General features: G+C 65.3%; 17 protein-coding genes. 11 read left to right on the top strand and 6 right to left on the bottom strand.

Translation table 11 applies throughout. The features are described 5' to 3' along the window. Window positions 1-45 precede the first annotated feature (45 nt). On the bottom strand, window positions 46-1,596 hold the full coding sequence (gene murJ, locus ACFSQR_RS05975) for a murein biosynthesis integral membrane protein MurJ (protein ID WP_377728715.1): 1,551 nt from the start codon (window positions 1,594-1,596) through the stop codon (window positions 46-48). A gap of 159 nt (window positions 1,597-1,755) precedes the next feature. Between murJ and rpsT the strand changes: the two genes are divergently transcribed. Then, a complete protein-coding gene (gene rpsT, locus ACFSQR_RS05970; protein WP_377728713.1) occupies window positions 1,756-2,022 on the top strand; it encodes a 30S ribosomal protein S20 in 267 nt (88 codons plus the stop codon). Window positions 2,023-2,130: 108 nt separating this feature from the next. Here rpsT and ACFSQR_RS05965 read toward each other — a convergent pair whose 3' ends face one another. Together ACFSQR_RS05965 and ACFSQR_RS05960 are read right to left on the bottom strand one after the other, a co-directional pair. Then, window positions 2,131-2,571: a DUF192 domain-containing protein gene (locus ACFSQR_RS05965; protein ID WP_377728711.1), complete on the bottom strand. Its 441-nt coding sequence runs from the start codon at window positions 2,569-2,571 to the stop codon at window positions 2,131-2,133. Between the two features lie 166 nt (window positions 2,572-2,737). After that, complete coding sequence (locus ACFSQR_RS05960; RefSeq protein WP_377728710.1) at window positions 2,738-3,301, bottom strand: pseudouridine synthase; 564 nt, start codon at window positions 3,299-3,301, stop codon at window positions 2,738-2,740. A 156-nt stretch (window positions 3,302-3,457) separates the two neighbouring features. Here ACFSQR_RS05960 and icd point away from each other — a divergent pair, with 156 nt between their 5' ends. Beyond that, entirely contained in the window at window positions 3,458-4,714 is a 1,257-nt protein-coding gene (icd, locus tag ACFSQR_RS05955; protein ID WP_377728709.1) for an NADP-dependent isocitrate dehydrogenase, read from the top strand. 166 nt (window positions 4,715-4,880) lie between these two features. Here the strand turns inward: icd and ACFSQR_RS05950 are convergent, their stop codons facing one another. Beyond that, on the bottom strand, window positions 4,881-5,084 hold the full coding sequence (locus tag ACFSQR_RS05950; protein WP_377728708.1) for a cold-shock protein: 204 nt from the start codon (window positions 5,082-5,084) through the stop codon (window positions 4,881-4,883). Between the two features lie 319 nt (window positions 5,085-5,403). On the opposite strand from ACFSQR_RS05950, the gene clpS reads away from it, so the two are divergent. The 3 genes from clpS (at window position 5,404) to ACFSQR_RS05935 (ending at window position 11,497) form a co-directional block, all read left to right on the top strand. Then, on the top strand, window positions 5,404-5,706 hold the full coding sequence (clpS, locus tag ACFSQR_RS05945) for an ATP-dependent Clp protease adapter ClpS (protein WP_377728707.1): 303 nt from the start codon (window positions 5,404-5,406) through the stop codon (window positions 5,704-5,706). Further along, window positions 5,703-8,003 (top strand): ATP-dependent Clp protease ATP-binding subunit ClpA, encoded by a 2,301-nt coding sequence (gene clpA, locus ACFSQR_RS05940; protein WP_377728706.1) that lies wholly within the window; start codon window positions 5,703-5,705, stop codon window positions 8,001-8,003. The genes clpS and clpA overlap by 4 nt, the downstream gene beginning before the upstream one ends. A 188-nt stretch (window positions 8,004-8,191) precedes the next feature. Next, entirely contained in the window at window positions 8,192-11,497 is a 3,306-nt protein-coding gene (locus ACFSQR_RS05935; protein WP_377728705.1) for a S41 family peptidase, read from the top strand. Window positions 11,498-11,562: 65 nt separating this feature from the next. Here the strand turns inward: ACFSQR_RS05935 and ybaL are convergent, their stop codons facing one another. Beyond that, a complete protein-coding gene (gene ybaL, locus ACFSQR_RS05930) occupies window positions 11,563-13,320 on the bottom strand; it encodes a YbaL family putative K(+) efflux transporter (protein ID WP_377728704.1) in 1,758 nt (585 codons plus the stop codon). 99 nt (window positions 13,321-13,419) lie between these two features. After that, window positions 13,420-15,015 (bottom strand): propionate catabolism operon regulatory protein PrpR, encoded by a 1,596-nt coding sequence (prpR, locus tag ACFSQR_RS05925; RefSeq protein WP_377728703.1) that lies wholly within the window; start codon window positions 15,013-15,015, stop codon window positions 13,420-13,422. A gap of 323 nt (window positions 15,016-15,338) precedes the next feature. Here prpR and prpB point away from each other — a divergent pair, with 323 nt between their 5' ends. The 6 genes from prpB (at window position 15,339) to waaF (ending at window position 26,316) form a co-directional block, all read left to right on the top strand. Further along, window positions 15,339-16,226 carry a methylisocitrate lyase gene (gene prpB, locus ACFSQR_RS05920; protein WP_377728702.1) on the top strand — a complete coding sequence of 296 codons (888 nt, stop codon included), beginning with the start codon at window positions 15,339-15,341 and terminating at the stop codon, window positions 16,224-16,226. A 17-nt stretch (window positions 16,227-16,243) separates the two neighbouring features. Next, window positions 16,244-17,407 (top strand): 2-methylcitrate synthase, encoded by a 1,164-nt coding sequence (gene prpC, locus ACFSQR_RS05915; RefSeq protein WP_377728701.1) that lies wholly within the window; start codon window positions 16,244-16,246, stop codon window positions 17,405-17,407. A 47-nt stretch (window positions 17,408-17,454) separates the two neighbouring features. Continuing rightward, complete coding sequence (gene acnD / locus ACFSQR_RS05910) at window positions 17,455-20,058, top strand: Fe/S-dependent 2-methylisocitrate dehydratase AcnD (protein ID WP_377728700.1); 2,604 nt, start codon at window positions 17,455-17,457, stop codon at window positions 20,056-20,058. Window positions 20,059-20,180: 122 nt separating this feature from the next. Continuing rightward, window positions 20,181-21,371 carry a 2-methylaconitate cis-trans isomerase PrpF gene (gene prpF, locus ACFSQR_RS05905; RefSeq protein ID WP_377728699.1) on the top strand — a complete coding sequence of 397 codons (1,191 nt, stop codon included), beginning with the start codon at window positions 20,181-20,183 and terminating at the stop codon, window positions 21,369-21,371. Between the two features lie 190 nt (window positions 21,372-21,561). Beyond that, complete coding sequence (locus ACFSQR_RS05900; RefSeq protein WP_377728698.1) at window positions 21,562-25,161, top strand: EAL domain-containing protein; 3,600 nt, start codon at window positions 21,562-21,564, stop codon at window positions 25,159-25,161. A gap of 96 nt (window positions 25,162-25,257) precedes the next feature. After that, window positions 25,258-26,316: a lipopolysaccharide heptosyltransferase II gene (waaF, locus tag ACFSQR_RS05895; RefSeq protein ID WP_377728697.1), complete on the top strand. Its 1,059-nt coding sequence runs from the start codon at window positions 25,258-25,260 to the stop codon at window positions 26,314-26,316. The last annotated feature ends 10 nt before the right edge of the window (window positions 26,317-26,326 follow it).

Below are 26,326 nucleotides of genomic sequence, written 5' to 3'. Positions count from 1 at the left end.
GGCGAGGCGGCCGGACGCTGGAAACGAGGGGACGCGCCCCTGGACTCACGCGCCGCGGCGCTTGAAGTCCTTTATCCTGAACCCGAGCACCAGCAACACGGCGAAATACGACGCCGCGCACACGGCTACGCTGCCCATCAGCGCTCCCGCGCGCAGCCACGGCGAACTGCGCAGCACCACCCAGTCGATATAGTGGGCCGCGGCCCAGCCGATCGCACCCATCACGGCCAACGCCACCGCTACGCGCACGAAGAACTTCAGCCATCCTTTCTCCGGCACGAACAGCTGCCGCTTGCGCAGGCCCGCATACAGGAAGGTCGCATTCACGCACGCGCCCACGCCGATCGACAGCGCCAGCCCGGCCACGCCGAACAGCGGCACGAACACGATGTTCATCAGCTGCGTGACCACCAGCACGCCGACCGCGATGCGCACCGGGGTGCGCACGTCCTGCCGCGCAAAGAATGCCGGCGCCAGGATCTTGACCAGGATGATCCCGATCAGGCCCACGCTGTACGCGATCAGCGGCGCCGACGCGGCCACCACCGCGGTGTAGTCGAATTTGCCATAGTTGAAGAGCACCGCGATCAGCGGCTCGGCCAGCAGCGCCAGTCCAAGCGCGGCGGGCAGGGCGAGCAGGAAGGTCAGGCGCAGGCCCCAGTTGAGCAGGGCGGAATATTCGGCCGTATCGGCCGAGGCGTTCGCCTTGGACAGGCCGGGCAGCAGGATCGTGCCGAGCGCCACGCCGAGGATCGCGGTCGGGAATTCCATCAGGCGGTCGGCGTACGAGAGGGCCGCGATCGACCCGGCCGGAAGCCAGGATGCGATCGTCGTGTTGATCATGAGGCTGATCTGCGCTGCCGCCACCGCAAACACGGCCGGTCCCATCTTGCGCAGCACGCGCTGCACGCCCAGGTCGCGAAAGCCCGTCATCGGGTTCAGGTAGAGCCGCGGCAGCATGCCGATCCTGATCAGCGCCGGCACCTGGAAGGCCATCTGCACCAGGCCGCCCGCCATCACGCCGATTGCGAGCGCGTAGGCCGGCTCGTCGAACTGCGGCGCCAGGAACAGCGCCGCCGCAATCGTGCACAGGTTGAGCAGCACGGGCGTGAAGGCCGGGACCTTGAACTGGCTCCAGGTATTGAGCACGCCGCTGGACAGCGATACGAACGCCATGCACACGATGTAGGGGAACATCACGCGCGTCATCAGCACGGATGCGTCGAAAGCGCCGGGCGTCTTGTCCAGGCCGTAGGCGAACAGGTACACGACGTAGGGCGAACCGAGGATGCCCACCACGCTGGTCAGCAGGGTCGCCCACACCAGCGCCGTCGCCACATGGTCGACCAGGGTCTTGGTGGCCGCGATGCCTTCCCTTGTCTTATACTCCGCCAGGATCGGCACGAAGGCCTGGGCGAACGCGCCCTCCGCGAACAGGCGCCGCAGCATGTTGGGAATGCGGAACGCGACCACGAAGGCGTCGGCGAACGCGGACACGCCCAGCACACTCGCCGTGAGGCTCTCGCGCAGCAATCCGGTGACTCGGGACAGCATGGTCATGCTGGAAATGGCGGCGAGGGTTCTGAGCAAGTTCATGGCGGTGGATTATATCGGACGCAACACATCCGGCAAGATTTGCTTTGCCCGAGCCCGAAACATCGGCTATAATCTAACGCTTTACGAAATTCAGTTATGCAGCCGCTAAGTGTTTAGCTGTGTTTGCAGACGCAACCTGACCCTGATTTAGGAAATTCCATGGCAAATACCGCACAAGCGCGCAAACGCGCTCGTCAAGCAGTCAAGCAGAACGCACACAACTCCGCACAGCGTTCGACCCTGCGCACCGCAATCAAGGCTGTTCGCAAAGCGATCCTGGCTGGCGACAAAGCCGCAGCAACCACCATCTTCCAGTCGTCCGTGTCGACCATCGACAGCATCGCTGACAAGAAGATCATCCACAAGAACAAGGCAGCTCGCCACAAGAGCCGTCTGGCAGCAGCCCTGAAGGCGCTGTCGGCCTAAGTTCCTGCGGGCCGCCATGGCGGCCCTGGTGGTACAAGAAGAACCCGCCTGACTCGGTCACGCGGGTTTTTTCGCTTGGGTTCGGGATCGGGGGCAGGCCCCCGGCGATCAACGTGCGGCGGGGGTGACGAGACCGTTCACCACGGTGCCCGGCTTGATGTTGCGCTTCGCGAACCAGCCCAGGTTCATCTCCAGCGCATATTTCACCGGCCGCTTCGAGCAGTGGCTTTCCAGCGTTTCCGGCTGCATGTCCTCGATGTTGACGATCCGGCCATTGGCGTCGATGAAGGCGACCGACAGCGGGATCAGCGTGTTCTTCATCCACATGCATTGCGAATTGACGTCGTCGAAGACGAACACCATGCCCGCGTTGGTGGCCATGCTGGTGCGGTGCATCAGGCCCTGCTGGCGCTGGGGATCGTTCGCGGCGACTTCCGCATTGATCAGGTTGATACCGATGGACAGCTTGGTGCGGCCAAAACTGGCGTCCTGGGCGTTGGCGCTGGTGGCTGCGAGCAGCAGTGCGGCGGTGGCGAATAGTGTTTTCATAGCCTGATTAAGCCATGCCGCTCGGCATCAGTCAAATCGGCAGTCGCGTGCCAGCGTCACTCCCGGTGCCGGATACTCCCCCCGGGTATCCGCGCCGGTCGTGAAACCCATCGAAAAAGAGGGGGGTATGCCCGGCGGCAGGCCGCAGCAGCACATACTCCCCCCTCTATGCCGACCTGAGCGCGGAGGAGGGCACCTCCATCCACTCGCCAGGCATCAGCGGATGCGTCCCCAGCGAAAACGGGCCGATCGCATGCCGCACCAGGCGCAGCGTGGGCAATCCCACCGCCGCCGTCATGCGCCGCACCTGCCGGTTCTTGCCTTCCGAGATCGTGACCGCCAGCCAGCTGGTCGGCGCATTGGCGCGCTGCCGGATCGGCGGGTTGCGCGGCCACAGCCACTCCGGCTCCGCGATGCGCGCCACCCGCGCCGGCCGGGTGACAAAGTCGCCCAGGTCGATCGGCTGGCGCAAGCGCGCGAGCGCCTCGTCCGACGCGTCGCCTTCCACCTGCACCAGGTAGGTCTTGTCTTCCTTGTGGTCCGGATGCGCGATCGCGTGCTGCAGCTTGCCGTCGTCGGTGAGCAGCATCAGGCCCTCGCTGTCCGCATCCAGCCGTCCGGCAGGGTAGATGTTGGGGATCTTCAGGTAGTCGGCCAGCGTCTCGCGGCCTTCCTGCGCCGAGAACTGGCACAGGACCTGGAAGGGCTTGTTGAAGAGTATGAGGGGCATGCGCTTTGCGGGGGTAGAATGTGCGGCGACCGGCGGCCAGCCGGTGGTGCAGGATGGAATACTGGTGCATAATATGAAATGCACGCTCTTATGTCTTATAGAAGACTCGGGAAGAGCGCTACCTCACTCGCACGGCCTTTCGATTTCGGAGAACACATGTTTGAGCATATCAAAGTACCTGATGATGGCCAGAAAATCGCGGTCAACCCGGATTTTTCGCTGACTGTACCAGATAATCCTGTCATTCCCTTCATCGAGGGCGACGGCACCGGCATCGACATCACCCCGGTCATGATCAAGGTCGTGGACGCGGCGGTCGCCAGGGCGTATGGCGGCAAGCGCAAGATCAGCTGGATGGAAATCTACGCCGGCGAGAAGTCGACCAGGGTGTACGGCCCGGACGTGTGGCTGCCCGAGGAGACGCTGAAGGCCGTGCGCGACTACGTGGTCTCCATCAAGGGCCCGCTGACCACGCCGGTCGGCGGCGGCATCCGCTCCCTGAACGTGGCGCTGCGCCAGGAACTCGACCTGTATGTCTGCCTGCGCCCGGTGCGCTACTTCAAGGGCGTGCCATCGCCGGTGCGCGAGCCGGAGAAGACCAACATGGTCATCTTCCGCGAGAACTCGGAAGACATCTACGCGGGCATCGAATACCAGGCCGGCAGCGACAAGGTGAAGAAGCTGATGGACTTCCTGATCAAGGAAATGGGCGTCAACAAGATCCGCTTCCCGGAAACCTCGGGCCTGGGCATCAAGCCGGTGTCGCGCGAAGGCACCGAGCGCCTGATGCGCAAGGCGCTGCAGTACGCGATCGACAACGACAAGCCGTCCGTGACCATCGTCCACAAGGGCAACATCATGAAGTACACCGAGGGTGGCTTCCGTGACTGGGCCTATGCGCTGGCGCAAAAGGAATTCGGCGGTGAGCTGATCGACGGCGGCCCATGGATGAAGTTCAAGAATCCGCGCACGGGCCGCGACATCATCGTCAAGGACTCGATCGCGGATGCCTTCCTGCAGCAGATCCTGCTGCGCCCGGCCGAGTACAGCGTGATCGCCACGCTGAACCTGAACGGCGACTACATTTCCGACGCGCTGGCGGCGCAGGTGGGCGGCATCGGCATCGCGCCGGGCGCCAATATGTCCGACTCGGTCGCCATGTTCGAAGCCACGCACGGCACCGCGCCAAAATACGCGGGCAAGGATTACGTCAACCCGGGTTCGCTGATCCTGTCGGCCGAAATGATGTTGCGCCACATGGGCTGGACCGAAGCGGCCGACCTGATCATCAGCTCGATGGAGAAAGCGATCCAGTCCAAGCGCGTTACTTATGACTTCGCGCGGCTGATGGAGGACGCGACGCAGGTCTCGTGCTCCGGCTTCGGCGACGTGATGATCGAATACATGGAGTAACAGATGGGGACAGACCCCGAAATGGGGACAGACCCCGAAATGGGGACGGACCCCATTTTCGCGAAAATGGGGTCTGTCCCCATTTCGTGTCCCCATTTCGGGCGTCCCCGTTTCGCGCAAACAAAAAACCCGCTCGAGAGCGGGTTTTTTTTCACATCGGACCGTCTTACGCGGTCTGGATGTTGGAAGCTTGCTTGCCTTTAGGGCCTTGCGTGACTTCGAACTGAACTTTTTGACCTTCTTTGAGGGTCTTGAAACCGTTCATGTTGATTGCGGAGAAGTGTGCGAACAGATCTTCGCCGCCATCATCAGGAGTGATGAAGCCAAAACCTTTGGAATCATTGAACCACTTAACAGTACCTGTTGCCATAAAGAACTTTCAAAATTATATCTAATCACACGAGCCATAAAAGCAAGAAGCTTCTTGCCCCCTCCTCAGCCTGCTCACTTCTTATCAACAAGTACACAGTACAAGTCAATATTTGCATTGTTGAGGCAATAATTTTCGAAGTCAAGCGCTTTTTGTTACAAGTTGCTGAAATCTCCACACTCTGCGGCAACACAACTCTTGAATTCACGAATCGGGTCGCCATCTGCGTTCTGAGCCGAAAACGCGTAAGATGGAAACCAAATGCGAACGGGATGATTATTCCCCCATAGCATCAACCGCGAACGCAGTAGAATTAAGTATGGCAACTAAGCACGATACAGAGACCGTCCTCGAGCGGCAGGTCACCAAACCGCCACCGCTGTACCAGGTAGCCCTGCTCAATGATGACTACACGCCGATGGAATTCGTGGTAGCCGTCATACAGGAATATTTCAACAAGGATCGTGAGACGGCCACGCAGATTATGTTGTCCGTGCACAGGCACGGGAAAGGTGTATGCGGTGTATTCTCGAAGGACATCGCATGTACCAAAGTTGAGTTCGTTTTAACACATGCGCGCAAGGCGGGCCATCCCCTGCAGTGCGTGATGGAGGAAGTATGATCGCGCAGGAATTGGAAGTCTCCCTACACATGGCGTTTGTCGAAGCCCGGCAAGCACGGCATGAATTCATCACCGTCGAACACCTGCTGCTGGCGCTGCTGGACAACCCATCCGCGGCCGAAGTGTTGCGGGCCTGCGCCGTCAACATCGACGACCTGCGCAAGACGCTGACCAACTTCATCGGCGATAACACGCCCACGGTGCCCGGCACCGGCGAAGTCGATACCCAGCCGACCCTCGGGTTCCAGCGGGTGATCCAGCGCGCCATCATGCACGTCCAGTCCGCCTCGAACGGCAAGAAGGAAGTCACCGGCGCCAACGTGCTGGTCGCGATCTTCGGCGAGAAGGATTCGCACGCTGTTTACTACCTGCACCAGCAGGGCGTGACCCGCCTGGACGTGGTCAATTTCATTTCGCACGGCGTGCGCAAGGACCAGCAGATCGACAGCGTCAAGGCCTCCGAAGGCGTGGAAGAAGCGCAGGTCGAAGGCCAGGCCAAGGAAAGCCCGCTCGACCAGTTCACCCAGAACCTCAACAAGGCAGCCGCGGACGGCAAGATCGATCCGCTGATCGGCCGCGAGGAAGAGGTCGACCGCGTGATCCAGATCCTGTGCCGCCGCCGCAAGAACAACCCGCTGCTGGTGGGCGAAGCCGGCGTGGGCAAGACCGCCATCGCGGAAGGCCTGGCATGGCGCATCGTCCAGGAAGAAGTGCCGGAGATCCTGCAGAACGCCGTCGTGTATTCGCTCGACATGGGCGCGCTGCTGGCAGGGACCAAGTACCGCGGCGACTTCGAGCAGCGCCTCAAGGCCGTGCTCAAGCAGCTCAAGGACACCCCGAACGGCATCCTGTTCATCGACGAGATCCACACCATCATCGGCGCCGGTTCGGCATCGGGCGGCACGCTGGACGCGTCCAACCTCCTCAAGCCGGCGCTCGCCAACGGCCAGCTCAAGTGCATCGGCGCGACCACGTTCACGGAATTCCGCGGCGTGTTCGAGAAGGACCATGCGCTCTCCCGCCGCTTCCAGAAAGTGGACGTCAACGAGCCATCGGTCGAGCAGACCGTGCAGATCCTGCGCGGCCTGAAGTCGCGCTTCGAGGAGCACCACGGCGTCAAGTACTCGTCGTCGGCGCTGTCGACCGCGGCCGAACTGGCGGCACGCTTCATCAATGACCGCCACCTGCCGGACAAGGCCATCGACGTGATCGACGAGGCAGGCGCCGCACAGCGCATCCTGCCGAAGTCCAAGCAGAAGAAAACCATCGGCAAGACCGAGATCGAGGACATCATCTCCAAGATCGCGCGCATCCCGCCGCAGACCGTCAACCAGGACGACCGCAGCAAGCTGCAGACCATCGACCGCGACCTGCGCAACGTGGTGTTCGGCCAGGATCCTGCGATCGACGCGCTGGCGTCGGCCATCAAGATGGCGCGCGCGGGCCTGGGCAAGCAGGACAAGCCGATCGGCTCCTTCCTGTTCTCCGGTCCGACCGGCGTGGGCAAGACCGAAGTGGCCAAGCAGCTTGCGTTCATCCTCGGCATCGAGCTGGTGCGCTTCGACATGTCCGAGTACATGGAGCGCCATGCGGTGTCGCGCCTGATCGGCGCGCCGCCAGGCTATGTCGGCTACGACCAGGGCGGCCTGCTGACCGAAGCGATCACCAAGAAGCCGCACGCAGTGCTGCTGCTGGACGAAATCGAAAAGGCGCATCCGGACATCTTCAACATCCTGCTGCAGGTGATGGACCACGGCACGCTGACCGACAACAACGGCCGCAAGGCGGACTTCCGCAACGTGATCATCATCATGACCACCAACGCGGGCGCCGAAAGCCTGACCAAGCGCTCGGTCGGCTTCGTGGACTCGAAGGCGGCGGGCGACGAGATGGCGGACATCAAGCGCATGTTCACGCCGGAGTTCCGCAACCGCCTGGACGCGATCATCAGCTTCCGCGCGCTGGACGAGGAGATCATCCTGCGCGTGGTCGACAAGTTCCTCATGCAGCTGGAAGAGCAGCTGCACGAGAAGAAGGTCGAAGCGGTGTTCAGCGAAAACCTGCGCAAGTTCCTGGGCAAGAAGGGCTTCGACCCGCAGATGGGCGCCCGTCCGATGGCCCGCCTGATCCAGGACATGATCCGCAAGGCGCTGGCCGACGAGCTGCTGTTCGGCCGCTTGGTCAACGGCGGCAAGGTCACGGTGGATCTGGACGAGAGCGACAACGTGCGCCTCGAGTTCCCGGAAGGGGACGCAGCGCCTCCGACGCTGCCGCCGGAAACCGTCGAGATCGAATAAGGCCGGGGTCCATCCTCGATCTTCGGCCGGAAGGCCGAGAACAAAAACCGCGCGAGATGCGCGGTTTTTTTTTGCGCGTACCTCCTGTCGCGGATGCCCACGAAATCTGCCTGTATGCACATCCTTTGCCGCGCCCGCTGTGGCACACTCATGCTCGTTTGTAACTTCACTTCGTAACGCATATGACCGTGTCCCGCACCATTCTCGCGCTGTCGCTGGCGCTTGCCGGCAGCCATGCAAGCGCCGCCGATCCGTATTTCCGCTTCCCGACCATCCGCGGCGACACCATCGTGTTCACCGCCGAAGGCGACTTGTGGCGCACCTCCGCCAGCGGCGGCAAGGCCCAGCGCCTGACCACGCACGCCTCGGCCGAAACGCACGCCGCGCTGTCCCCGGACGGCAAACTGGTCGCCTTCGCGGCATCGTACGAGGGCGCGCAGGAAGCCTACGTGATGCCGGTCGAAGGCGGCCTGCCGAAGCGGATCACGTTCGAGAACGGCGGCCTGGTGGTGCTGGGCTGGACGCCGCAGGGCGAAGTGCTGATCAGCGCGGACAACCAGACCGGCCCGGCGCGCCAGCGCATCGTCGCCGCCGTCCACCCGGCCAGCATGGAGCGGCGCGTGCTGCCGCTCGCCGACGCCAACGACGCCTCGCTCGACGAGGCAGGGCGCGTGGTCTACTTCACGCGCATGGGCCTGGCCATGACCAACGATAACGTCAAGGCCTACCGCGGCGGCGCGCACGCGCAGCTGTGGCGCTTCGACATGAACGCCGGACGGGAAGCGGAGCCGGTGTTCAAGGACGACACCGCCAATAACAAGCGACCGATGTGGTGGAACGGCCGCCTGTACTTCATCAGCGACAGCAGCGGCGCCGACAACCTCTGGTCCGTGCGCGCGGACGGCAGCGACCGCCGCCAGCACACCAGGCACAGCGAGTGGGACGTGCGCAACGCAGCGCTGGGCGATGGCCGCATCGTGTATCAGCTGGGCGCGGACCTGCGCGTGCTCGACATCGCCTCCGGCGCCGACACGCTGGTCAATGCCAGCCTGGTCTCCGATTTCGACCAGCAGCGCACCCGCATCGTCAAGTCGCCGCTGGAAGCGCTGACCAGCATCGACCTCGCGCACAAGGCGCGCCGCCTCGTCATCACCGCGCGCGGACGCGTTACCATCGCGGGCACCGGCACCCAGCGCCGCGTCGAGATCGCGGTGCCGGAAGGCGCACGCGCGCGCAGCGCCGTCTTCAGCCACGACGACAAATGGGTCTACGCGATCGTCGATGCCTCGGGCGAAAACGAAATCTGGCGCTACGCTGCAGACGGCTCGGGCAGCGGCGAGCGCCTGACCAGCAATGCCGAAAGCCACCGCTGGGAACTGTACCCTTCGCCGGACGGCAAATGGCTGGCGCACACGGACAAGCGCGGCCGCACCTGGCTGCTCGACCTGGCGACCCGTTCGAACATCGTGATCGACGACGCGGGGCAGGTCGGCGTCGACCGCAACGACGAAGTCGTGTGGTCGCCGGACAGCCGCAACCTCGCATTCGTGCGGGTCGGCAGCAGCGAGCAGCGCAACCAGATCGGCATGTATAACCTGGCGACGAAGCAGATGAGCTTCGTGACGACCGACCGCTACAACGCCAGCTCGCCGGTGTTCGCGCCGGACGGCAAGTGGCTGTACTTCCTGTCCGCGCGCCACTTCAACCTCGGTAACGGCTCGCCATGGGGCGACCGCAACATGGGGCCGGTGTTCGACAAGCGCATCGGCGTGTATGCGCTTGCGCTGCAGCCTGGCACGCGCTTCCCGTTCAAGCCGGACGATGAGCTGAGCCGCCCGGATGACGAGCCGGCGACCGAACTGGGTGCGGAAGCGAAGGAGGCCGCGGAGAAGGCCATCGCCGCCAAGACCGCCAAGCCGGCCGCCAAGCCCGGCCTGCCGGCCGTGGTGTACGCGGGCCTGAAGGACCGCCTGTACGAAGTGCCGGTCGCGCCGGGCAACTACCGCTCGCTCGCGGTCGACGACAAGCGCCTCTACCTGCTCGACGCCGATGCGCCCGGCAAGGCGACGCTCAAGACGCTGGCGATCAGCCGCACCGCGCCGCAGCCGGAAGTATTTGTCGCCAACGTGCGCGAATTCGGCCTCACCTGGGACAAGAAGCATATCTTCTACCGCACCGCCAGCCCGAGCGGCCCGGGTGACATGCTGATCGTGGAAGCGGGCGCCAAACAGCAGCAGGACATCAGCAAGGCCAAGGTCAAGATTGACGACTGGGCGATCGTGACCAATCCCCGCCTGGAATGGAAGCAGATGTTCAACGACGCGTGGCGCATGCACCGCGACTTCCTGTACGACGTGAACATGCGCGGCGTGAACTGGAACGGCGTGCGCGCCCGCTATGCGCCGCTGGTCGATCGCGTGACCGACCGCGCGGAGCTGGACGATATCCTGTCGATGATGGTGAGCGAAGTCGGCGCCCTGCATTCGCAGATCCGTCCGGGCGACGTGCGCCGTTCGACCAGCGAAGGCGTGCCGTCCGCGCTGGGCGCCGTGCTGACCCGCACCGCGGAAGGCTACCGCGTCGACCGCATCTACATGAGCGAGCCGGAACTGCCGTCCGAGCGCGGCCCGCTCGCGCACCCGGACGTGAACGTCAAGGTCGGCGACATCATCACCGCCGTCAACGGCAAGGAACTGCGCAAGGAACGCGATATCGCCGATACCCTGCTCAACCAGGCCGACAAGCAGGTGCTGCTGCACGTGAAGAGCCCGGGCGGAGCGCCGCGGCCGGTGATCGTGACCCCGGTATCGCTAGCGCGCCATGGCGCATTGCGCTACTCCGACTGGGAAGTGGGCAGGGCGCAGCAGGTGGAGGCGGCATCGAAGGGCAAGATCGGCTACCTGCACCTGCGCGCGATGGTGGCGCGCGACATCAATGCGTTTGCACGCGACTTCTACGCCAACATCAACCGCGACGGCCTGATCATCGACGTGCGCCGCAACAACGGCGGCAACATCGACAGCTGGATCATCGAAAAGCTGCTGCGCAAGGCGTGGGCATTCTGGGCGTCGAACGGCAACCAGCCGTCTCCGAATATGCAGAACACCTTCCGCGGCCACCTGGTGGTGCTGATGGACGAGCTGACCTACTCGGACGGCGAGACCTTCGCCGCGGGCGTCAAGGCGCTCAAGCTCGCGCCACTGGTCGGCAAGCGCACCGCCGGCGCGGGTGTCTGGCTCAGCGACGGCAACCGCCTGGCAGACAACGGCATGGCGCGCGTGGCCGAGAACGGCCAGTTCTCGACCGAGGACGGCCAGTGGATCATCGAAGGCGTAGGCGTGACGCCGGACGTGGAAGTGGACAACCTGCCGCATGAAACCTTCAACGGCCGCGACCGCCAGCTGGAAGTGGCGATCGCGCTGCTGGAAAAGAAGATCAGGGAACAGCCGGTCAAGCCTTACAAGCCGAATGAAATCCCGGCCCTGAAACGCTAAGCCCAAAAAAACCGCGCCCCGGCGCGGTTTTTTCATGGGGTCGCATTGACCCGCTCAGCCCCGCGTCATGCCAGCGGATGCCGCGATTCGTACTGGGGCGCCATGCCGGCGGCGCTGCTGTCCACGTCCGCAGGGCCGGGCCCGAGCTTGCGGCAGATGTAGCCCGTCATATTGTGCGCAAGCTCGTGCTCGCCGACGAACACCTGGCCTGCGTGTTCCTCGCGCAGCAGTTCGGCCTCCTGCTCATTGTGGGTGCGCACCACGGTCAGGATCTCCGGATTCAGCGTGCGGGCAGTGTTGATCATGGCGCGAACGCCGAAGGTGTCCGGCGTGGCGACTACCAGCATGCGGGCGCGCGCGATGTGCGCCTGGATCAGGACCGCCGGTTCGGCTGCATCGCCCGCGACGGCCGGCGTGCCGCGGCGGCGCAGTTCCTCGACCAGTTCGCGGTTCTGTTCCGTCACCACGAAGTGGATGCCGCGCGCTTCCAGGTCGTCCGCGATGCGGCGGCCGACGCGGCCGTAGCCCACCAGGACGACGTGGCCTGCCAGCTTTTCGGCCGGCGTGGCCATCGGCAGTTCGGCCAGCGGGTCGTCTGGTCGCTCGAAATGGCGTGCGATGTCCGAGCGCGACCGGATCAGCCGCTGGACCGGTTCGATCAGCTTGAACAGCAGCGGATTGAGCGCAATCGAGATGATCGCGCCGGCCAGGATGTAGCTGTGCGCGTCCTTCGGCAGCAGTTCCAGCGACAGGCCAAGGCCTGCCAGGATGAAGGAGAACTCGCCGATCTGCGCCAGGCTGGCCGAGACGGTCAGCGCGGTGTTGAGCGGATAGCGCAGGGCGATCACGAGCAGGAATGCGGCGATCGATTTGCCGAACATGATGACCGCAACGACCGCCAGCACATGGACCGGATGCTCCATCACCACCATCGGATCGAACAGCATGCCGACCGAGACGAAGAACAGCACCGAGAATGCATCGCGCAGCGGCAGCGACTCGTGCGCTGCGCGGTGCGCGAGGGCCGATTCGCGCAGCACCATGCCGGCAAAGAATGCGCCCAGCGCGAACGAGACGCCGAACACGAGCGACGATCCGTAGGCGATGCCGACCGCAGTGGCGATCACGCACAGCGTGAACAGTTCGCGCGAGCCGGTCTTGGCCACGCGCCACAGCACCCACGGGAACACGCGGCGTCCCACGACCAGCATGAAGACCACGAACGCGCCCATCTGGGCAATCGCCGTGAGCAGCGCCATCCAGAGCGAACCTTCGGCATCGCCGGCCGGTTTGCCGCCCAGCCAGCCGGACAGTGCCGGCAGCAGGACCAGCACCAGCACGGTCACCAGGTCTTCCACCACCAGCCAGCCGACCGCAATGCGGCCGTTGATCGAATCGAGCATGCCGCGGTCTTCGAGCGCGCGCAGCAGCACGACGGTGCTGGCAACGGACAGCGCCAGGCCGAACACCAGGCCGGCGCCAAAGCTCCATCCCCACATGTGCGCCATGCCCACGCCCATGGCGGTGGCGGCGACGATCTGCAGGATCGCCCCCGGCAGCGCGATGCGCCGCACGTCCATCAGGTCCTTGACCGAGAAGTGCAGGCCGACGCCGAACATCAGCAGCATCACGCCGATCTCGGCGAGCTGCTGCGACAGGTGGACATCCGCAACGAGGCCGGGCGTGGCCGGGCCGAGGAAGATGCCGGCGGCCAGGTAGCCGACCAGGGCAGGCAGTTTGAGGCGCAGGGCGATCAGGCCAAAGACCAGGCCGAAGCCAAGGGCTGCGGAGATGGTGGTGATCAGGCTGATGTCATGGGGCATCCGTATTCCGTTTCCAAGTGATCAAGCGGTCGATTGTAACGTGATCGTGGGAAAGTTCGGGCGATGCGTCCGCTGTCAAGACGCAGGGACGCAGGGAACTTACCGCTTGAGCTTGCGCCAGAGGGTGGTGCGGCTGATGCCCAGGTAGGCGGCCGCTTCATCGCGGCGCCCGCCGAAACGGGCCAGCACTTCCTCCACCGATTCCTCATGGCGCCTGGACAGCTGGGGCGCATCCGGCGCCGCCCGCAACTCCGGCGCGATCGACTGCAGGAAGGCCGGCGTCAGCGCCTGCAGCGGCTCGTTGGCAAGGAACAGCGCCAGCCGCTCCATCAGGTTGCGCAGCTCGCGTACGTTGCCGGGCCAGCGGTAGTGCTCCAGCAGCGGCAGGCAAGCCTGCAGCTCGGCGCCGAGATTCGGATGCGGCCGGGCGCCAAGTGCCGCCATGGCGCCCTTGAGCGCCCAGCCGGCCAGCGCGCCGATGTCGGAGGCGCGCTCGCGCAGCGGCGGGATCGCCACGCGCAGCACGGCCAGCCGGTAGAACAGGTCGGCGCGGAAGCGGCCTTCGCGCACGCGCGCTTCGAGATCGCAGTGGGTCGCGCTGATCACCCGCACATTGATGGGAACCGGGCGCGTGCCGCCGACGCGCACCACTTCGCGTTCCTCCAGCACGCGCAGCAGGCGTGTCTGCAATGGCAGCGGCATTTCGCCGATCTCGTCCAGGAACAGGGTGCCGCCGTTGGCCGCTTCGAACAAGCCGGCGTGCCCGCCGCGCCGCGCGCCGGTGAACGCGCCTTCCTCGTGGCCGAACAGTTCGGACTCCAGCAGCGATTCGGCGATGGCGCCGCAGTTCACGGCGACGAAGGGACGGTTGGCGCCCAGGCTGCGCGGACCTTCGCGGTGGATCGCCTGTGCCACCATCTCCTTGCCGGTGCCCGTTTCCCCCTGGATCAGCACCGTTGCCGGCGAGCGCGCGTACATCACGACGGACTGGCGCAGCGATTCCATCGCGCGCGAGTCGCCGCGCAGGTCGTTCAGGCCATGGCGCGCCCTGAGCGTGTCGGGCACCGCATTGCGGCGCGCGCGGTTCGCCTCCAGCTGGGTCAGGCGCGCCAGTTCGAGCGCATCGTCGAAGGCTTGCCGGATCGACGCGGCCGAATACACGAACACGGCGTCCAGTCCCGCTTCCTCGGCCAGGTCGGTGATCAGGCCGGCGCCCACGATCACGCGGATGCCGGCGGCCTTCAGCTCGTTGATCTGCGCGCGCGCGTCTTCTTCGGTCACATACGTGCGTTGCGCGATCTCGACGCCGAAAGTGGCGGTGAACTCGGCCAGTTGCGGCATCGGCTCCTGGTAGGTGATGACGCCGATGCGGTTGGACACGCTGCGCGCCCGCGCCAGCGCCTGCATGATGTCGAAGCCGGACGCTTTCGCGATCACCACCGGCGCCGACACGCGGCCCTTCAGGTAGGCCGCGTTCGAGCCGGCCGAGATCACGACGTCGCAGCGTTCGGTCGCCATGCGTTCGCGGATGTGGCGCGCGGCCTCGTCGAAGCCGAGATGGATCGGCTCGATCGTCGCCAGGTGGTCGTACTCGAGCGTGATGTCGCGGAACAGGTCGGAGAGGCGGGAGACTGAGACGGTCCAGATCACCGGCTTGTCGGTGCTGGCGGACGGAGGGCGGCTGTTCGGGTTCATGTTTCAAGTGTAGTGTATTTCGCACCGTCTTGTTTCATTTTGAAACAGTTTCAGGCTCCAATGGTTCGCCGGCCGCAGGCGTGGTGCCGGAGTTGCCAAAGTCGTCCGGTCGGCGAGACATCTCGCAGAAGGCTTCTTGCCACGTTTCATTTTTGTTTCATGTTGCACCGTATGTTGCGAGCTGAAACGCTGTAAGATACGTAGTTGGACCCAAACGCTTGTAAGTCTTTGATCAGGCACAGGGGCAGGCCAGTTTCGCTGCTGGCACGATGCTTGCAGTGATATTGCCCATTACCCACCCGAACATCCTGAAGGGAAGAAGCATGAAACCAACACCAGGCGCGCTGTTCCGCCGCGCAGTCCAGGAAGAATCGCCGCTGCAGGTCGTGGGCGCGATCAACGCCAATCACGCGCTGCTGGCAAAACGCGCCGGCTTCAAGGCCATCTACCTGTCCGGCGGCGGCGTCGCGGCCGGTTCGCTGGGCCTGCCCGACCTTGGCATTTCCAACCTGGACGACGTGCTGACCGACGTGCGCCGCATTACCGACGTGTGCGACCTGCCGCTGCTGGTCGACGTGGACACGGGCTTTGGCGCTTCCGCCTTCAACGTCGCCCGTACCGTGCGCTCGATGATCAAGTTCGGCGCGGCTGCCTGCCACATCGAAGACCAGGTCGGCGCCAAGCGCTGCGGTCACCGTCCGGGCAAGGAAATCGTCAGCAAGGGCGAGATGGTGGACCGCATCAAGGCCGCGGCCGACGCGCGCACCGACGAGGACTTCGTGATCATGGCGCGCACCGACGCGCTGGCGGTGGAAGGACTGGACGCGGCGATCGACCGCGCCGTGGCGTGCGTCGAAGCCGGCGCCGACATGATCTTCCCGGAAGCGATCACCAGCCTCGAGATGTATTCGCAATTCGCGAAAGCGGTTAAAGTGCCAATCCTGGCCAACATCACCGAGTTCGGCTCGACGCCCCTGTTCACGGTCGAGGAACTGAAGGGGGCCGATGTCGGCCTGGTGCTGTATCCCCTGTCGGCTTTCCGCGCGATGAACAAGGCGGCCGAAAACGTGTACGGCGCGATCCGCCGCGATGGCACGCAGAAGAACGTGGTCGACACGATGCAGACCCGCGCCGAACTGTATGACCGCATCGATTACCACAAGTACGAGCAGCACCTCGACGCGCTGTTCGCACAAGCCAAGAACAAATAAACCCCAGGAGAATTTCCATGACCGAAAAAACTGCAGCAGAAGCAGTCGCCTTCAAGCCAAAGAAATCCGTCGCACTGTCCGGCGTCGCCGCCGGTAACACCGCGCTGTGCTCCGTGGGCAAGAGCGGCAACGACCTGCACTACCGCGGCTACGACATCCTGGACGTGGCCGACGCCTGCGAGTTCGAAGAAATCGCCTACCTGCTGGTGCACGGCAAGCTGCCGAACGTGGCCGAACTGGCCGCCTACAAGGGCAAGCTGAAATCGCTGCGCGGCCTGCCGCAGGCAGTCAAGCTGGCGCTGGAAGCGCTGCCTGCCGGCGCGCACCCGATGGACGTGATGCGCACCGGCGTATCGGCGCTGGGCTGCGCCCTGCCTGAGAAGGACGATCACAACATCGCCGGCGCGCGCGACATCGCCGACCGCCTGATGGCCTCGTTCGGCTCGATGCTGCTGTACTGGTACCACTTCAGCCACAACGGAAAGCGCATCGACACCGAGACCGACGACGATTCGATCGGCGGCCACTTCCTGCACCTGCTGCACGGCGAGAAGCCGCGCGATTCGTGGGTCCAGGCCATGCACACCTCGCTGATCCTGTACGCGGAACACGAGTTCAACGCATCGACCTTCACCGCGCGCGTCATCGCCGGCACCGGCTCGGACATCCACTCGGCCATCACCGGCGCGATCGGCGCGCTGCGCGGCCCGAAGCACGGCGGCGCCAACGAAGTGGCGCTGGACATCCAGAAGCGCTACGACAGCGCCGACGAAGCCGAGACCGACATCCGCAACCGCGTCGCCAACAAGGAAGTGGTAATCGGCTTCGGCCACCCGGTGTACACCATCTCCGATCCGCGCAACAAGGTGATCAAGGAAGTGGCGCGTTCGCTGTCGCAGGAAGCCGGCTCGATGAAGATGTTCGACATCGCCGAGCGCCTGGAAACGGTCATGTGGGATATCAAGAAGATGTTCCCGAACCTGGACTGGTTCTCGGCCGTGTCGTACCACATGATGGGCGTGCCGACCGCGATGTTCACGCCGCTGTTCGTCATCTCGCGCACGTCCGGCTGGGCTGCGCACATCATCGAGCAGCGCATCGACAACAAGATCATCCGTCCGAGCGCGAACTACGTGGGTCCGGAAGACCTGCAGTTCGTGCCCCTGAAGGACCGCAAGTAAAACCGTCGCCCCGGGACCATGGGTTCCGGGGCGGCCGAGGAATTGAAATGAACGCTAATCACCGCAAACCGCTCCCTGGCACCAGCCTGGACTACTTCGACGCGCGCGCCGCAGTCGATGCCATCCAGCCCGGCGCCTGGGACAAGCTCCCGTACACCTCGCGCGTGCTGGCCGAGAACCTGGTGCGCCGCTGCGAGCCCGAGGCGCTCGAAGCCTCGCTGACCCAGATCATCGAGCGCAAGCGCGACCTCGATTTCCCATGGTTCCCGGCGCGCGTGGTCTGCCACGACATCCTGGGCCAGACCGCGCTGGTCGACCTGGCCGGCCTGCGCGACGCGATCGCCGCCGAAGGTGGCGATCCGGCGATGGTCAACCCGGTCGTGCCGACCCAGCTGGTGGTGGACCACTCGCTGGCGGTCGAATGCGGCGGTTTCGACCCCGACGCGTTCGAGAAGAACCGCGCGATCGAAGACCGCCGTAACGAAGACCGCTTCGACTTCATCAACTGGACCAAGAAGGCGTTCAAGAACGTCGACGTGATCCCACCGGGGAACGGCATCCTGCACCAGATCAACCTCGAGCGCATGTCGCCTGTGATCCAGGTGAGCGATGGCGTGGCCTATCCGGACTCCCTGGTCGGCACCGACTCGCACACCCCGATGGTCGATGCGCTGGGCGTGATTGCCATCGGCGTGGGCGGCCTGGAAGCGGAGAGCGTGATGCTGGGCCGCGCGTCGTACATGCGCCTGCCGGACATCATCGGCGTCGAGCTGACCGGCAAGCCGCAGCCTGGCATCACTGCCACCGACATCGTGCTGGCGCTGACCGAGTTCCTGCGGAACGCCAAGGTCGTGTCCTCCTACCTCGAGTTCTACGGCGAAGGCGCGGCCCACCTGACGCTGGGCGATCGCGCGACCATCTCCAACATGGCGCCGGAGTTCGGCTCCACCGCCGCGATGTTCTACATCGACGAGCAGACCATCAAGTACCTGAAGCTGACCGGCCGCGACGAGGAACTGGTCCAGCTGGTCGAGACCTATGCCAGGGAAACCGGCCTGTGGGCCGACAGCCTCAAGACCGCCGAGTACGAGCGCACGCTCAGCTTCGACCTGTCGTCGGTGGTGCGCAATATCGCCGGCCCGTCCAATCCGCACAAGCGCGTGCCGACCTCGGAACTGGCCGCGCGCGGCATCTCGGGCGTGGTCGAGAACGAACCGGGCCTGATGCCGGACGGCGCGGTGATCATCGCCGCCATCACCAGCTGCACCAACACCAACAACCCGCGCAACATGATCGCGGCCGGCCTGCTGGCGCGTAACGCCAACCGCGTCGGCCTGCAGCGCAAGCCTTGGGTCAAGAGCTCGCTGGCGCCGGGCTCCAAGGCCGTCGCGCTGTACCTCGAAGAAGCGAAGCTGATGCCGGAGCTGGAAAAGCTGGGCTTTGGCGTGGTCGCATTCGCCTGCACCACCTGCAACGGCATGAGCGGCGCGCTCGATCCGGTGATCCAGAAGGAAGTGGTGGAGCGCGACCTGTACGCGACCGCGGTCCTGTCGGGCAACCGCAACTTCGACGGCCGCATCCACCCGTACGCCAAGCAGGCCTTCCTGGCCTCGCCGCCGCTGGTGGTGGCCTACGCGATCGCGGGCACGATCCGCTTCGACATCGAGAAGGACATCCTGGGCTACGACGCCGGCGGCAATCCGGTCAAGCTGGCCGACATCTGGCCGTCCGACGAGGAAATCGATGCGATCGTCGAGTCGAGCGTCAAGCCCGAGCAGTTCCGCAAGGTGTACACCCCGATGTTCGCCGTCCAGGTTGACGACGGCCAGAAGGTCAGCCCGCTGTACGACTGGCGTCCGATGAGCACCTACATCCGCCGTCCGCCGTACTGGGAAGGCGCGCTGGCTGGCGTGCGCACGCTGGCGGGCATGCGGCCGCTGGCGGTCCTGGGCGACAACATCACCACCGACCACCTGTCGCCGTCGAACGCGATCATGCTGGACAGCGCCGCAGGCGAGTACCTGCACAAGATGGGACTGCCGGAGGAGGACTTCAATTCCTACGCCACCCACCGCGGCGACCACCTGACCGCGCAGCGCGCGACCTTTGCCAACCCGACCCTCAAGAACGAGATGGTGGTCGTGGACGGCAAAGTGAAGGCCGGTTCGCTGGCCCGCATCGAGCCGGAAGGGAAGGTCACCCGCATGTGGGAAGCGATCGAGACCTACATGGAGCGCAAGCAGCCCCTGATCATCATCGCCGGCGCCGACTATGGCCAGGGTTCCTCGCGCGACTGGGCAGCCAAGGGCGTGCGCCTGGCCGGCGTGGAAGCGATCGTGGCGGAAGGCTTCGAGCGCATCCACCGCACCAACCTGGTGGGCATGGGCGTGCTGCCGCTGGAGTTCAAGCCGGGCGTCAACCGCCTGACGCTGGGCATCGACGGCACCGAGACCTTCGACGTGACGGGCGAGCGCACCCCGCGCGCCACGCTCACGCTGGTCATCCACCGCAGGAACGGCGACACACTGGAAGTGCCGGTGACGTGCCGCCTCGACACGGCGGAAGAGGTGTCGATCTACGAAGCGGGCGGCGTGTTGCAGCGCTTCGCCCAGGACTTCCTCGAGCAGACCACCACCTCCAAAGCCGCATAACCGCCGTCCCCGCGCACGCTGGGGACCCATGCCGGGTGCACCGACGAGATGATGCCAACATCTCCCGCAAGCACGCTATGGGTCCCCGCCTGCGCGGGGACGACGCTTTTCAGGAAAACGATATGTCCCACGCACCACAAATCAAAATCCCCGCCACCTACATGCGCGGCGGCACCAGCAAGGGCGTCTTCTTCCGCCTGCAGGACCTGCCCGCGGCTGCCCAGGTCCCCGGCCTGGCACGCGACGCGCTACTGCTGCGCGTGATCGGCAGCCCCGACCCCTACGGCAAGCAGATCGACGGCATGGGCGGCGGCACCTCCAGCACCAGCAAGGCGGTCATCCTGTCGGCCAGCGACAAGCCGGGCCACGATGTCGACTACCTGTTCGGCCAGGTGTCGATCGACGCCGCATTCGTGGACTGGAGCGGCAACTGCGGCAACCTGTCTTCCGCAGTCGGCTCGTTCGCGGTGTCGGCCGGCCTGGTCGATCCGGCCCGCGTGCCGCGCGACGGCATCGCCACCGTGCGCATCTGGCAGGCCAACATCGGCAAGACCATCATCGCGCACGTGCCGATGACGGACGGGCAGGTGCAGGAGACCGGCGACTTCGAGCTGGACGGCGTCACCTTCCCGGCGGCCGAAGTGCAGATCGAGTTCCTCGACCCGGCGGCGGACGAGGAGGGCGCCGGCGGCGCCATGTTCCCGACCGGGCGGCTGGTGGACGACCTCGAAGTGCCGGGCGTGGGCACGCTCAAGGCCACGATGATCAACGCCGGCATCCCGATCGTCTTCGTGAACGCGGACGCCATCGGCTACAGCGGAACCGAGCTGCAGGAAGCAATCAACGGCGACGCAAGGGCGCTGGCCATGTTCGAAACCATCCGCGCGCATGCGGCGGTGCGCATGGGCCTGATCGCGCATGTCGACGAAGCGGTGCGCCGCCAGCACACGCCGAAAGTCGCGTTTGTCGCGCCGCCTGCGGACTACGTCGCGTCGAGCGGCAAGCAGGTCGCGGCAGGCGATGTCGACCTGCTGGTGCGCGCGCTCTCGATGGGCAAGCTGCACCACGCGATGATGGGCACGGCGGCGGTGGCGATCGGCACCGCGGCAGCCGTCCCGGGCACGCTGGTCAACCTGGCGGCGGGCGGCGGTTCGCGCAACGCGGTGCGTTTCGGCCATCCGTCCGGCACGCTGCGCGTGGGCGCGGAGGCAACGCAAGAAAACGGCGAGTGGAGCGTGAAGAAGGCGATCATGAGCCGCAGCGCGCGCGTGCTGATGGAAGGATTCGTCCGCGTTCCCGGCGACGCGTTCTAAGGAGACGGTCCCCCGATCTTTAGCCGGAGCAGTCGCCAGCGAATGCTAACTAAAGATCAGGGGACGGGCCCATCCGGGAACACTTCCAACCCCAAAAAATCTCCAAACCCACTGCATTTTTGCATTATGATCTCGCCACAATGATAAACACCGTGGCGGCGAGAGGCTGGCGCACGCACGGGTACCCTCCATGGATCGAGTACCGAGTAATTCCGATTTCGTCGCCGAAGCGCTCGAGCTGATCGGCCTGCCCGCATGCGTCTGCGATCCCGCAGGCGTGGTCCACTTCGCAAATGCACAGTTCATCCGCCTGATGGGGCACGACGCCGCCGGCATGGATATCGTCGAGCACCTGTCCGGCGTGACCGCAGCCCAGTTGCGCGCCGCCTGCAACGAGGACGCGATGTGGGAAGCCGTGCTGCTGGCCGGCGAACAGCAGGTGACGGTGCAGGTCAGCGCGCGGCCGGTGCCCGCCAACCTTGGCGACCCCGGCACGACGCTGGTCTTCAACGACGTGCGCAGATTGAGCAGCAACCACGCCGTGCTCGAGAACATGCTGATGGAGCAGCGTGCGATGCTCGAGAACGCGGCCGTCGGCATCGTGTTCGTCCGCGAAAGCACGATCCGCGAATGGAACATGCGCGCCGCGCAAATGCTCGGCTATGGCGCGCGCGAGATGGTCGGCGAGCCCGCCCACGCGTTGTTCCCGGACCCGATCGTCTACGCGGCGTTCCGGGTCAAGGCGCTCGAACTGCTCGCCAAGGGCGACTCCTATACCATGGAAACCCAGCTGCGGCGCCGCGACGGCTCGCTGGCCTGGTGCCGCCTGAACGGACGCGCGATCAACACCAGCCAGCCGACCAGCGGCTCGATCTGGATCATCGAGGACATCGACGCCCAGTATCGCAGCGAGGCCAAGCTGGGCCGCACGTCGCTCGAGATGCAGGCCATCATGGACAACGCGCCGGTCGCGATCCTGTTCATGCGCGACAGCACCATCGAGCGCTATAACCAGCGATTCGGCGAATTCTTCGGCTTCGAGGCCGATGCCGGCGTCGGCAGCAATGTCGCCGAGCTGTTCCCGAGCCGGGAGCAGCTGCAGGAAGTGCGCGAGGTCGCGAACGCCCTGCTGGCACAGGGCCTGACCTACCAGGCCGAGATGAGCCTGCGGCGCCAGGACGGCAGCACCTTCTGGGCGCACTTCTATGTGTACGCGATCAACGCGGGAAACACCCAGCAGGAAACCATCTGGATCATCGATGACCGCACCGCGCAGAAGGCGCGCGAGGAAGCCACGCGCCGCCTTCTGCTGGAGCAGAAGGCGATCCTGGACAACGCCTCGGTCGGCATCGTGTTCGCCGCGCGCGGACGGATCGTCTCGGGCAATCCGCGGATCGCCGAGATGTTCGGCTACACGCCCGAGGAAATGGGCAATCTGGCTGCGGTGGACGTGTTCCCGTCCATCGAATCGTTCGTCGAGTTCGACCGTGAAGCCGCGCCCCTGCTGGGCAACGGCCTGCCGTTCGAGAAGCACGAGTACGAATTCATGCGCCGCGACGGATCGGTGTTCTGGTGCCGCGTGCGCGCCAAGCCGGTCGATCCGGATGATGCGCGCAAGGGCACTATCTGGATCCTGGAGGACGTGACCGAGGCGCGCCAGCGCCTGATCGAGGTGCAGGCGATCATGACCAACGCGTCGATCAGTATCCTGTTTACCAAGAAGCGTGTGATTACGCGCTACAACCGCGGTTTCGCCGAGATGTTCGGCTACGACGGCGACGAGGCGCTTGGCCTGTCTGGCCGGGCGCTGTACCAGTCCGACGAGGCGCACACCGCGATCCGGATGCAGTCGGCCCCGCTGCTGGCCAAGGGCAAGCCGTTCCAGGGCGAGGCCGAGATGGTGCGCAAGGACGGCACCACGCTGTGGGCGCAGCTGATCGCCTACGTGGTCAATCCCGAAGACCCGTCGCAGGGCACGATCTGGATCCTGGAAGACCGCACCGAGCAGAAACGGGCGGAGGAAGAGCTGCGCAATGCGCTGCTGGAAAACCAGGCCATCCTCGATACGGCGGTGCTGGGCATCGCCGTGGTCGATGGCGGGCGCAACCTGCGCTGCAACCAGAAGATGGCCGAACTGTTCGGCTATCATTTGGCCGAGATCGAAGGGCTGCCGGTGCGCGAGCTGTACCCGGATGCCGAAGGCCGCGAGCTGGCCCGCAGCGAGACGGCGCGCGATTTCAACGCGGGCCGCGCCAGCATGGGCGAGTACGAACTGGTGCGCAAGGACGGCAGCCGGTTCTGGGCGCGCCTGTCGGGCCGGCCGTTCGACTTCAGCAATCCGCGCGGACGCTCGCTGTGGCTGGTGGATGACGTCACGCAGCGCCGCGAGGCCGCCGAGGCGGTGCGGCGCGCGCGCGACGAACTCGAGGTGCGCGTCCTGGAACGCACCGCCGAACTGGCGGGCGCCAACGCGCTCCTGCAGGGCGAGATCGTGGAACGCCGCCAGGCCGAGGCGCGCGTGCACCATATGGCCTATCACGACACGCTGACCGGGCTGCCCAACCGCGCGCTGCTGGCCGACCGCCTGGACCGCGCGATGCTGGGCGCGCAGCGCTCGGAGCGCAAGCTGGCGGTGATGTTCCTCGACCTGGACCGCTTCAAGACCATCAACGATTCGCTCGGCCACCTGACCGGCGACCACCTGCTCAAGGAAGTGGCGGCCCGCCTGTGCCAGTCGGTGCGCGCGAGCGACACCGTGGCCCGCCTGGGCGGCGATGAATTCGTGGTGCTGGTGCCCGGCATCCGCAACGCCGACGAGAGCGCGCAGGTGGCGCAGAAGATCATCGACGCGCTGGCCGCGCCGGTGCCGTTCGAGGGCCGCACCCTGCACATCACGCCCTCGATCGGTATTTGCGTGTACCCCGACGACGGCCACGATGTCGAGACGCTGATGCGCCATGCCGACGCCGCGATGTACCACGCCAAGGCGAGCGGCCGGAACAACTACCAGTTCTTCACGCAGCGGATGAACCAGGCCGCCAGCCAGTATTTCGAGCTGGAGAGCAGCCTGCGCAACGCGCAGGACCGCAACGAATTCGAGCTGTACTACCAGCCGATCATGGACATCGAGACGCGCCGCGTCAACACGCTGGAAGTGCTGCTGCGCTGGTCGCGCCCGGAGATGGGGCTGGCGATGCCGGACCAGTTCATCCCGATCCTGGAAGAGAACGGCCAGATCGTGACGGTGGGCGAATGGGTGATCCGCAAGGCCTGCGAGCAAAGCATGGCATGGCTGGCGGAAGGTCGCGAACCCGTGCCGCTGGCGGTCAACCTGTCGCCGCGCCAGTTCATGCACCGCGGGCTGGTGGACTCGGTGCGCCGCATCCTCGACGAGACCGGCATCGATCCGTCCCTGATCGAATTCGAGATCACCGAAACGGCGCTGATGCAGCACGGCGAGCATACGCTGGAGGTGCTCGGGCAGATCAACGCGATGGGCATCCGACTGTCGATCGACGATTTCGGCACCGGCTATTCCAGCCTGGCCTACCTGAAGCGCTTCCCGGTGCACAAGGTGAAGATCGACCGCGCCTTCATCCGCGACCTGGAGGACAGCGCCGAGGACCGCGCCATCGTCGCCGCGATCATTGCGCTGTCGGACAGCCTGCAGCTGGACGTGGTGGCCGAAGGCGTCGAGACCGAAGGGCAGTTCGCGCAACTGCGCGAGCAGGGCTGCGATTTCGCCCAGGGCTACCTGTTCTCCCAGCCGGTTCCCGCGTCCAGCCTCTAGCCAGGGACCGTTCGCGGCGTTCCGGTTCGCTCACAGGCCGAGCCGGGGATACCCCCAAAGGGACAGTCTGCGCCCCGCACGGTAAAATGTAGCCCCATGAACCAGCCAAACTCCCGCACGCTCGTCATTTCGCCCAACTGGATCGGCGACGCCGTCATGGCCCAGCCGCTGCTGCGCCGCCTGAAGGAGCTGCACCCCGAACGCCCGATCGACGTGCTGGCCCCCGCCTGGGTGGCGCCCGCATGGGAGGCGATGCGCGAAGTGGACACGGTGATGGAAACGCCCTTCAGGCACGGCGCCTTGCAGCTGGGCGAACGCCGCCGGTTCGCGAAAGAGCTGGCGAAAAAGGGCTACGTGGACAGCTACGTGCTGCCCAACACGCTCAAGTACGCGCTGATCCCGTGGCTGGCCGGCATCCCGCGCCGCGTCGGCTACAAGGGTGAGATGCGCTACGGCCTGGTAAACGTGATGCACCATGACGAGCGCGTTGCGCCGCGCCCGATGGCCCAGTTCTACCAGGCGCTGGCCGACGCCCCCGTGCGCGGGCTGGCGCGGCCCGCCAAGCTGCCGTACCCGGAGATGCAGGTGTCGCCGGAAGCGTCGCACGCGGCCATGGCGAAGCTGGGCATCGCGCAGGGGACGCGCTACGTCACTTTCGCGCCGGGGGCGGAATTCGGCCCGGCCAAGCGCTGGCCCGTGCAGCACTTCGCCGAGCTGGCGCGCATGGTGCAGCAGGAGCATCCCGGTACGGAGGTGCTGCTGCTGGGCTCTCCGAAGGACCGCGAGGTGTGCGAGGAGATCGTCGCGCTGGCCCCGAACGCCCGCAACATCGCCGGCGCAACCTCGCTGAAGGAAGCGATCGCGCTGATCGCGCAGTCGGCCGCGATGGTGACCAACGACTCCGGCCTGATGCACATCGCCGCGGCGCTCGGGCGCCCCATCGTGGCGATCTACGGTCCCACCGACCCGCGCCACACGCCGCCGCATTCGGACCTGGCCAAGGTGCTGTGGCTGCACATCGAGTGCTCCCCGTGCCAGCAGCGCGAATGCCCGCTGGGCCACCACAACTGCATGCGCGGCATTACCGCGCAGATGGCGTGGGAGCCGCTGCAGCGCATGCTCCCGGTGCGCCGCGCGGACGAACTTATCTTGTAAGAGGATTCAA

The organism is Pseudoduganella sp. GCM10020061 (assembly GCF_042683405.1).
In the GTDB taxonomy this organism is placed as follows: Bacteria; Pseudomonadota; Gammaproteobacteria; order Burkholderiales; family Burkholderiaceae_D; genus Telluria.
The sequence above is the reverse complement of the archived record's forward strand: the minus strand, read 5'-3'. Positions and strand labels throughout refer to the sequence as shown.

Coding starts and splice junctions, on each gene's coding strand:
- murJ (WP_377728715.1), bottom strand. CDS start 1,596: ATGAACTTGCTCAGAACCCTCGCCGCCATTTCCAGCATGACCATGCTG.
- rpsT (WP_377728713.1), top strand. CDS start 1,756: ATGGCAAATACCGCACAAGCGCGCAAACGCGCTCGTCAAGCAGTCAAG.
- ACFSQR_RS05965 (WP_377728711.1), bottom strand. CDS start 2,571: ATGAAAACACTATTCGCCACCGCCGCACTGCTGCTCGCAGCCACCAGC.
- ACFSQR_RS05960 (WP_377728710.1), bottom strand. CDS start 3,301: ATGCCCCTCATACTCTTCAACAAGCCCTTCCAGGTCCTGTGCCAGTTC.
- icd (WP_377728709.1), top strand. CDS start 3,458: ATGTTTGAGCATATCAAAGTACCTGATGATGGCCAGAAAATCGCGGTC.
- ACFSQR_RS05950 (WP_377728708.1), bottom strand. CDS start 5,084: ATGGCAACAGGTACTGTTAAGTGGTTCAATGATTCCAAAGGTTTTGGC.
- clpS (WP_377728707.1), top strand. CDS start 5,404: ATGGCAACTAAGCACGATACAGAGACCGTCCTCGAGCGGCAGGTCACC.
- clpA (WP_377728706.1), top strand. CDS start 5,703: ATGATCGCGCAGGAATTGGAAGTCTCCCTACACATGGCGTTTGTCGAA.
- ybaL (WP_377728704.1), bottom strand. CDS start 13,320: ATGCCCCATGACATCAGCCTGATCACCACCATCTCCGCAGCCCTTGGC.
- prpR (WP_377728703.1), bottom strand. CDS start 15,015: ATGAACCCGAACAGCCGCCCTCCGTCCGCCAGCACCGACAAGCCGGTG.
- prpB (WP_377728702.1), top strand. CDS start 15,339: ATGAAACCAACACCAGGCGCGCTGTTCCGCCGCGCAGTCCAGGAAGAA.
- prpC (WP_377728701.1), top strand. CDS start 16,244: ATGACCGAAAAAACTGCAGCAGAAGCAGTCGCCTTCAAGCCAAAGAAA.
- acnD (WP_377728700.1), top strand. CDS start 17,455: ATGAACGCTAATCACCGCAAACCGCTCCCTGGCACCAGCCTGGACTAC.
- prpF (WP_377728699.1), top strand. CDS start 20,181: ATGTCCCACGCACCACAAATCAAAATCCCCGCCACCTACATGCGCGGC.
- ACFSQR_RS05900 (WP_377728698.1), top strand. CDS start 21,562: ATGGATCGAGTACCGAGTAATTCCGATTTCGTCGCCGAAGCGCTCGAG.
- waaF (WP_377728697.1), top strand. CDS start 25,258: ATGAACCAGCCAAACTCCCGCACGCTCGTCATTTCGCCCAACTGGATC.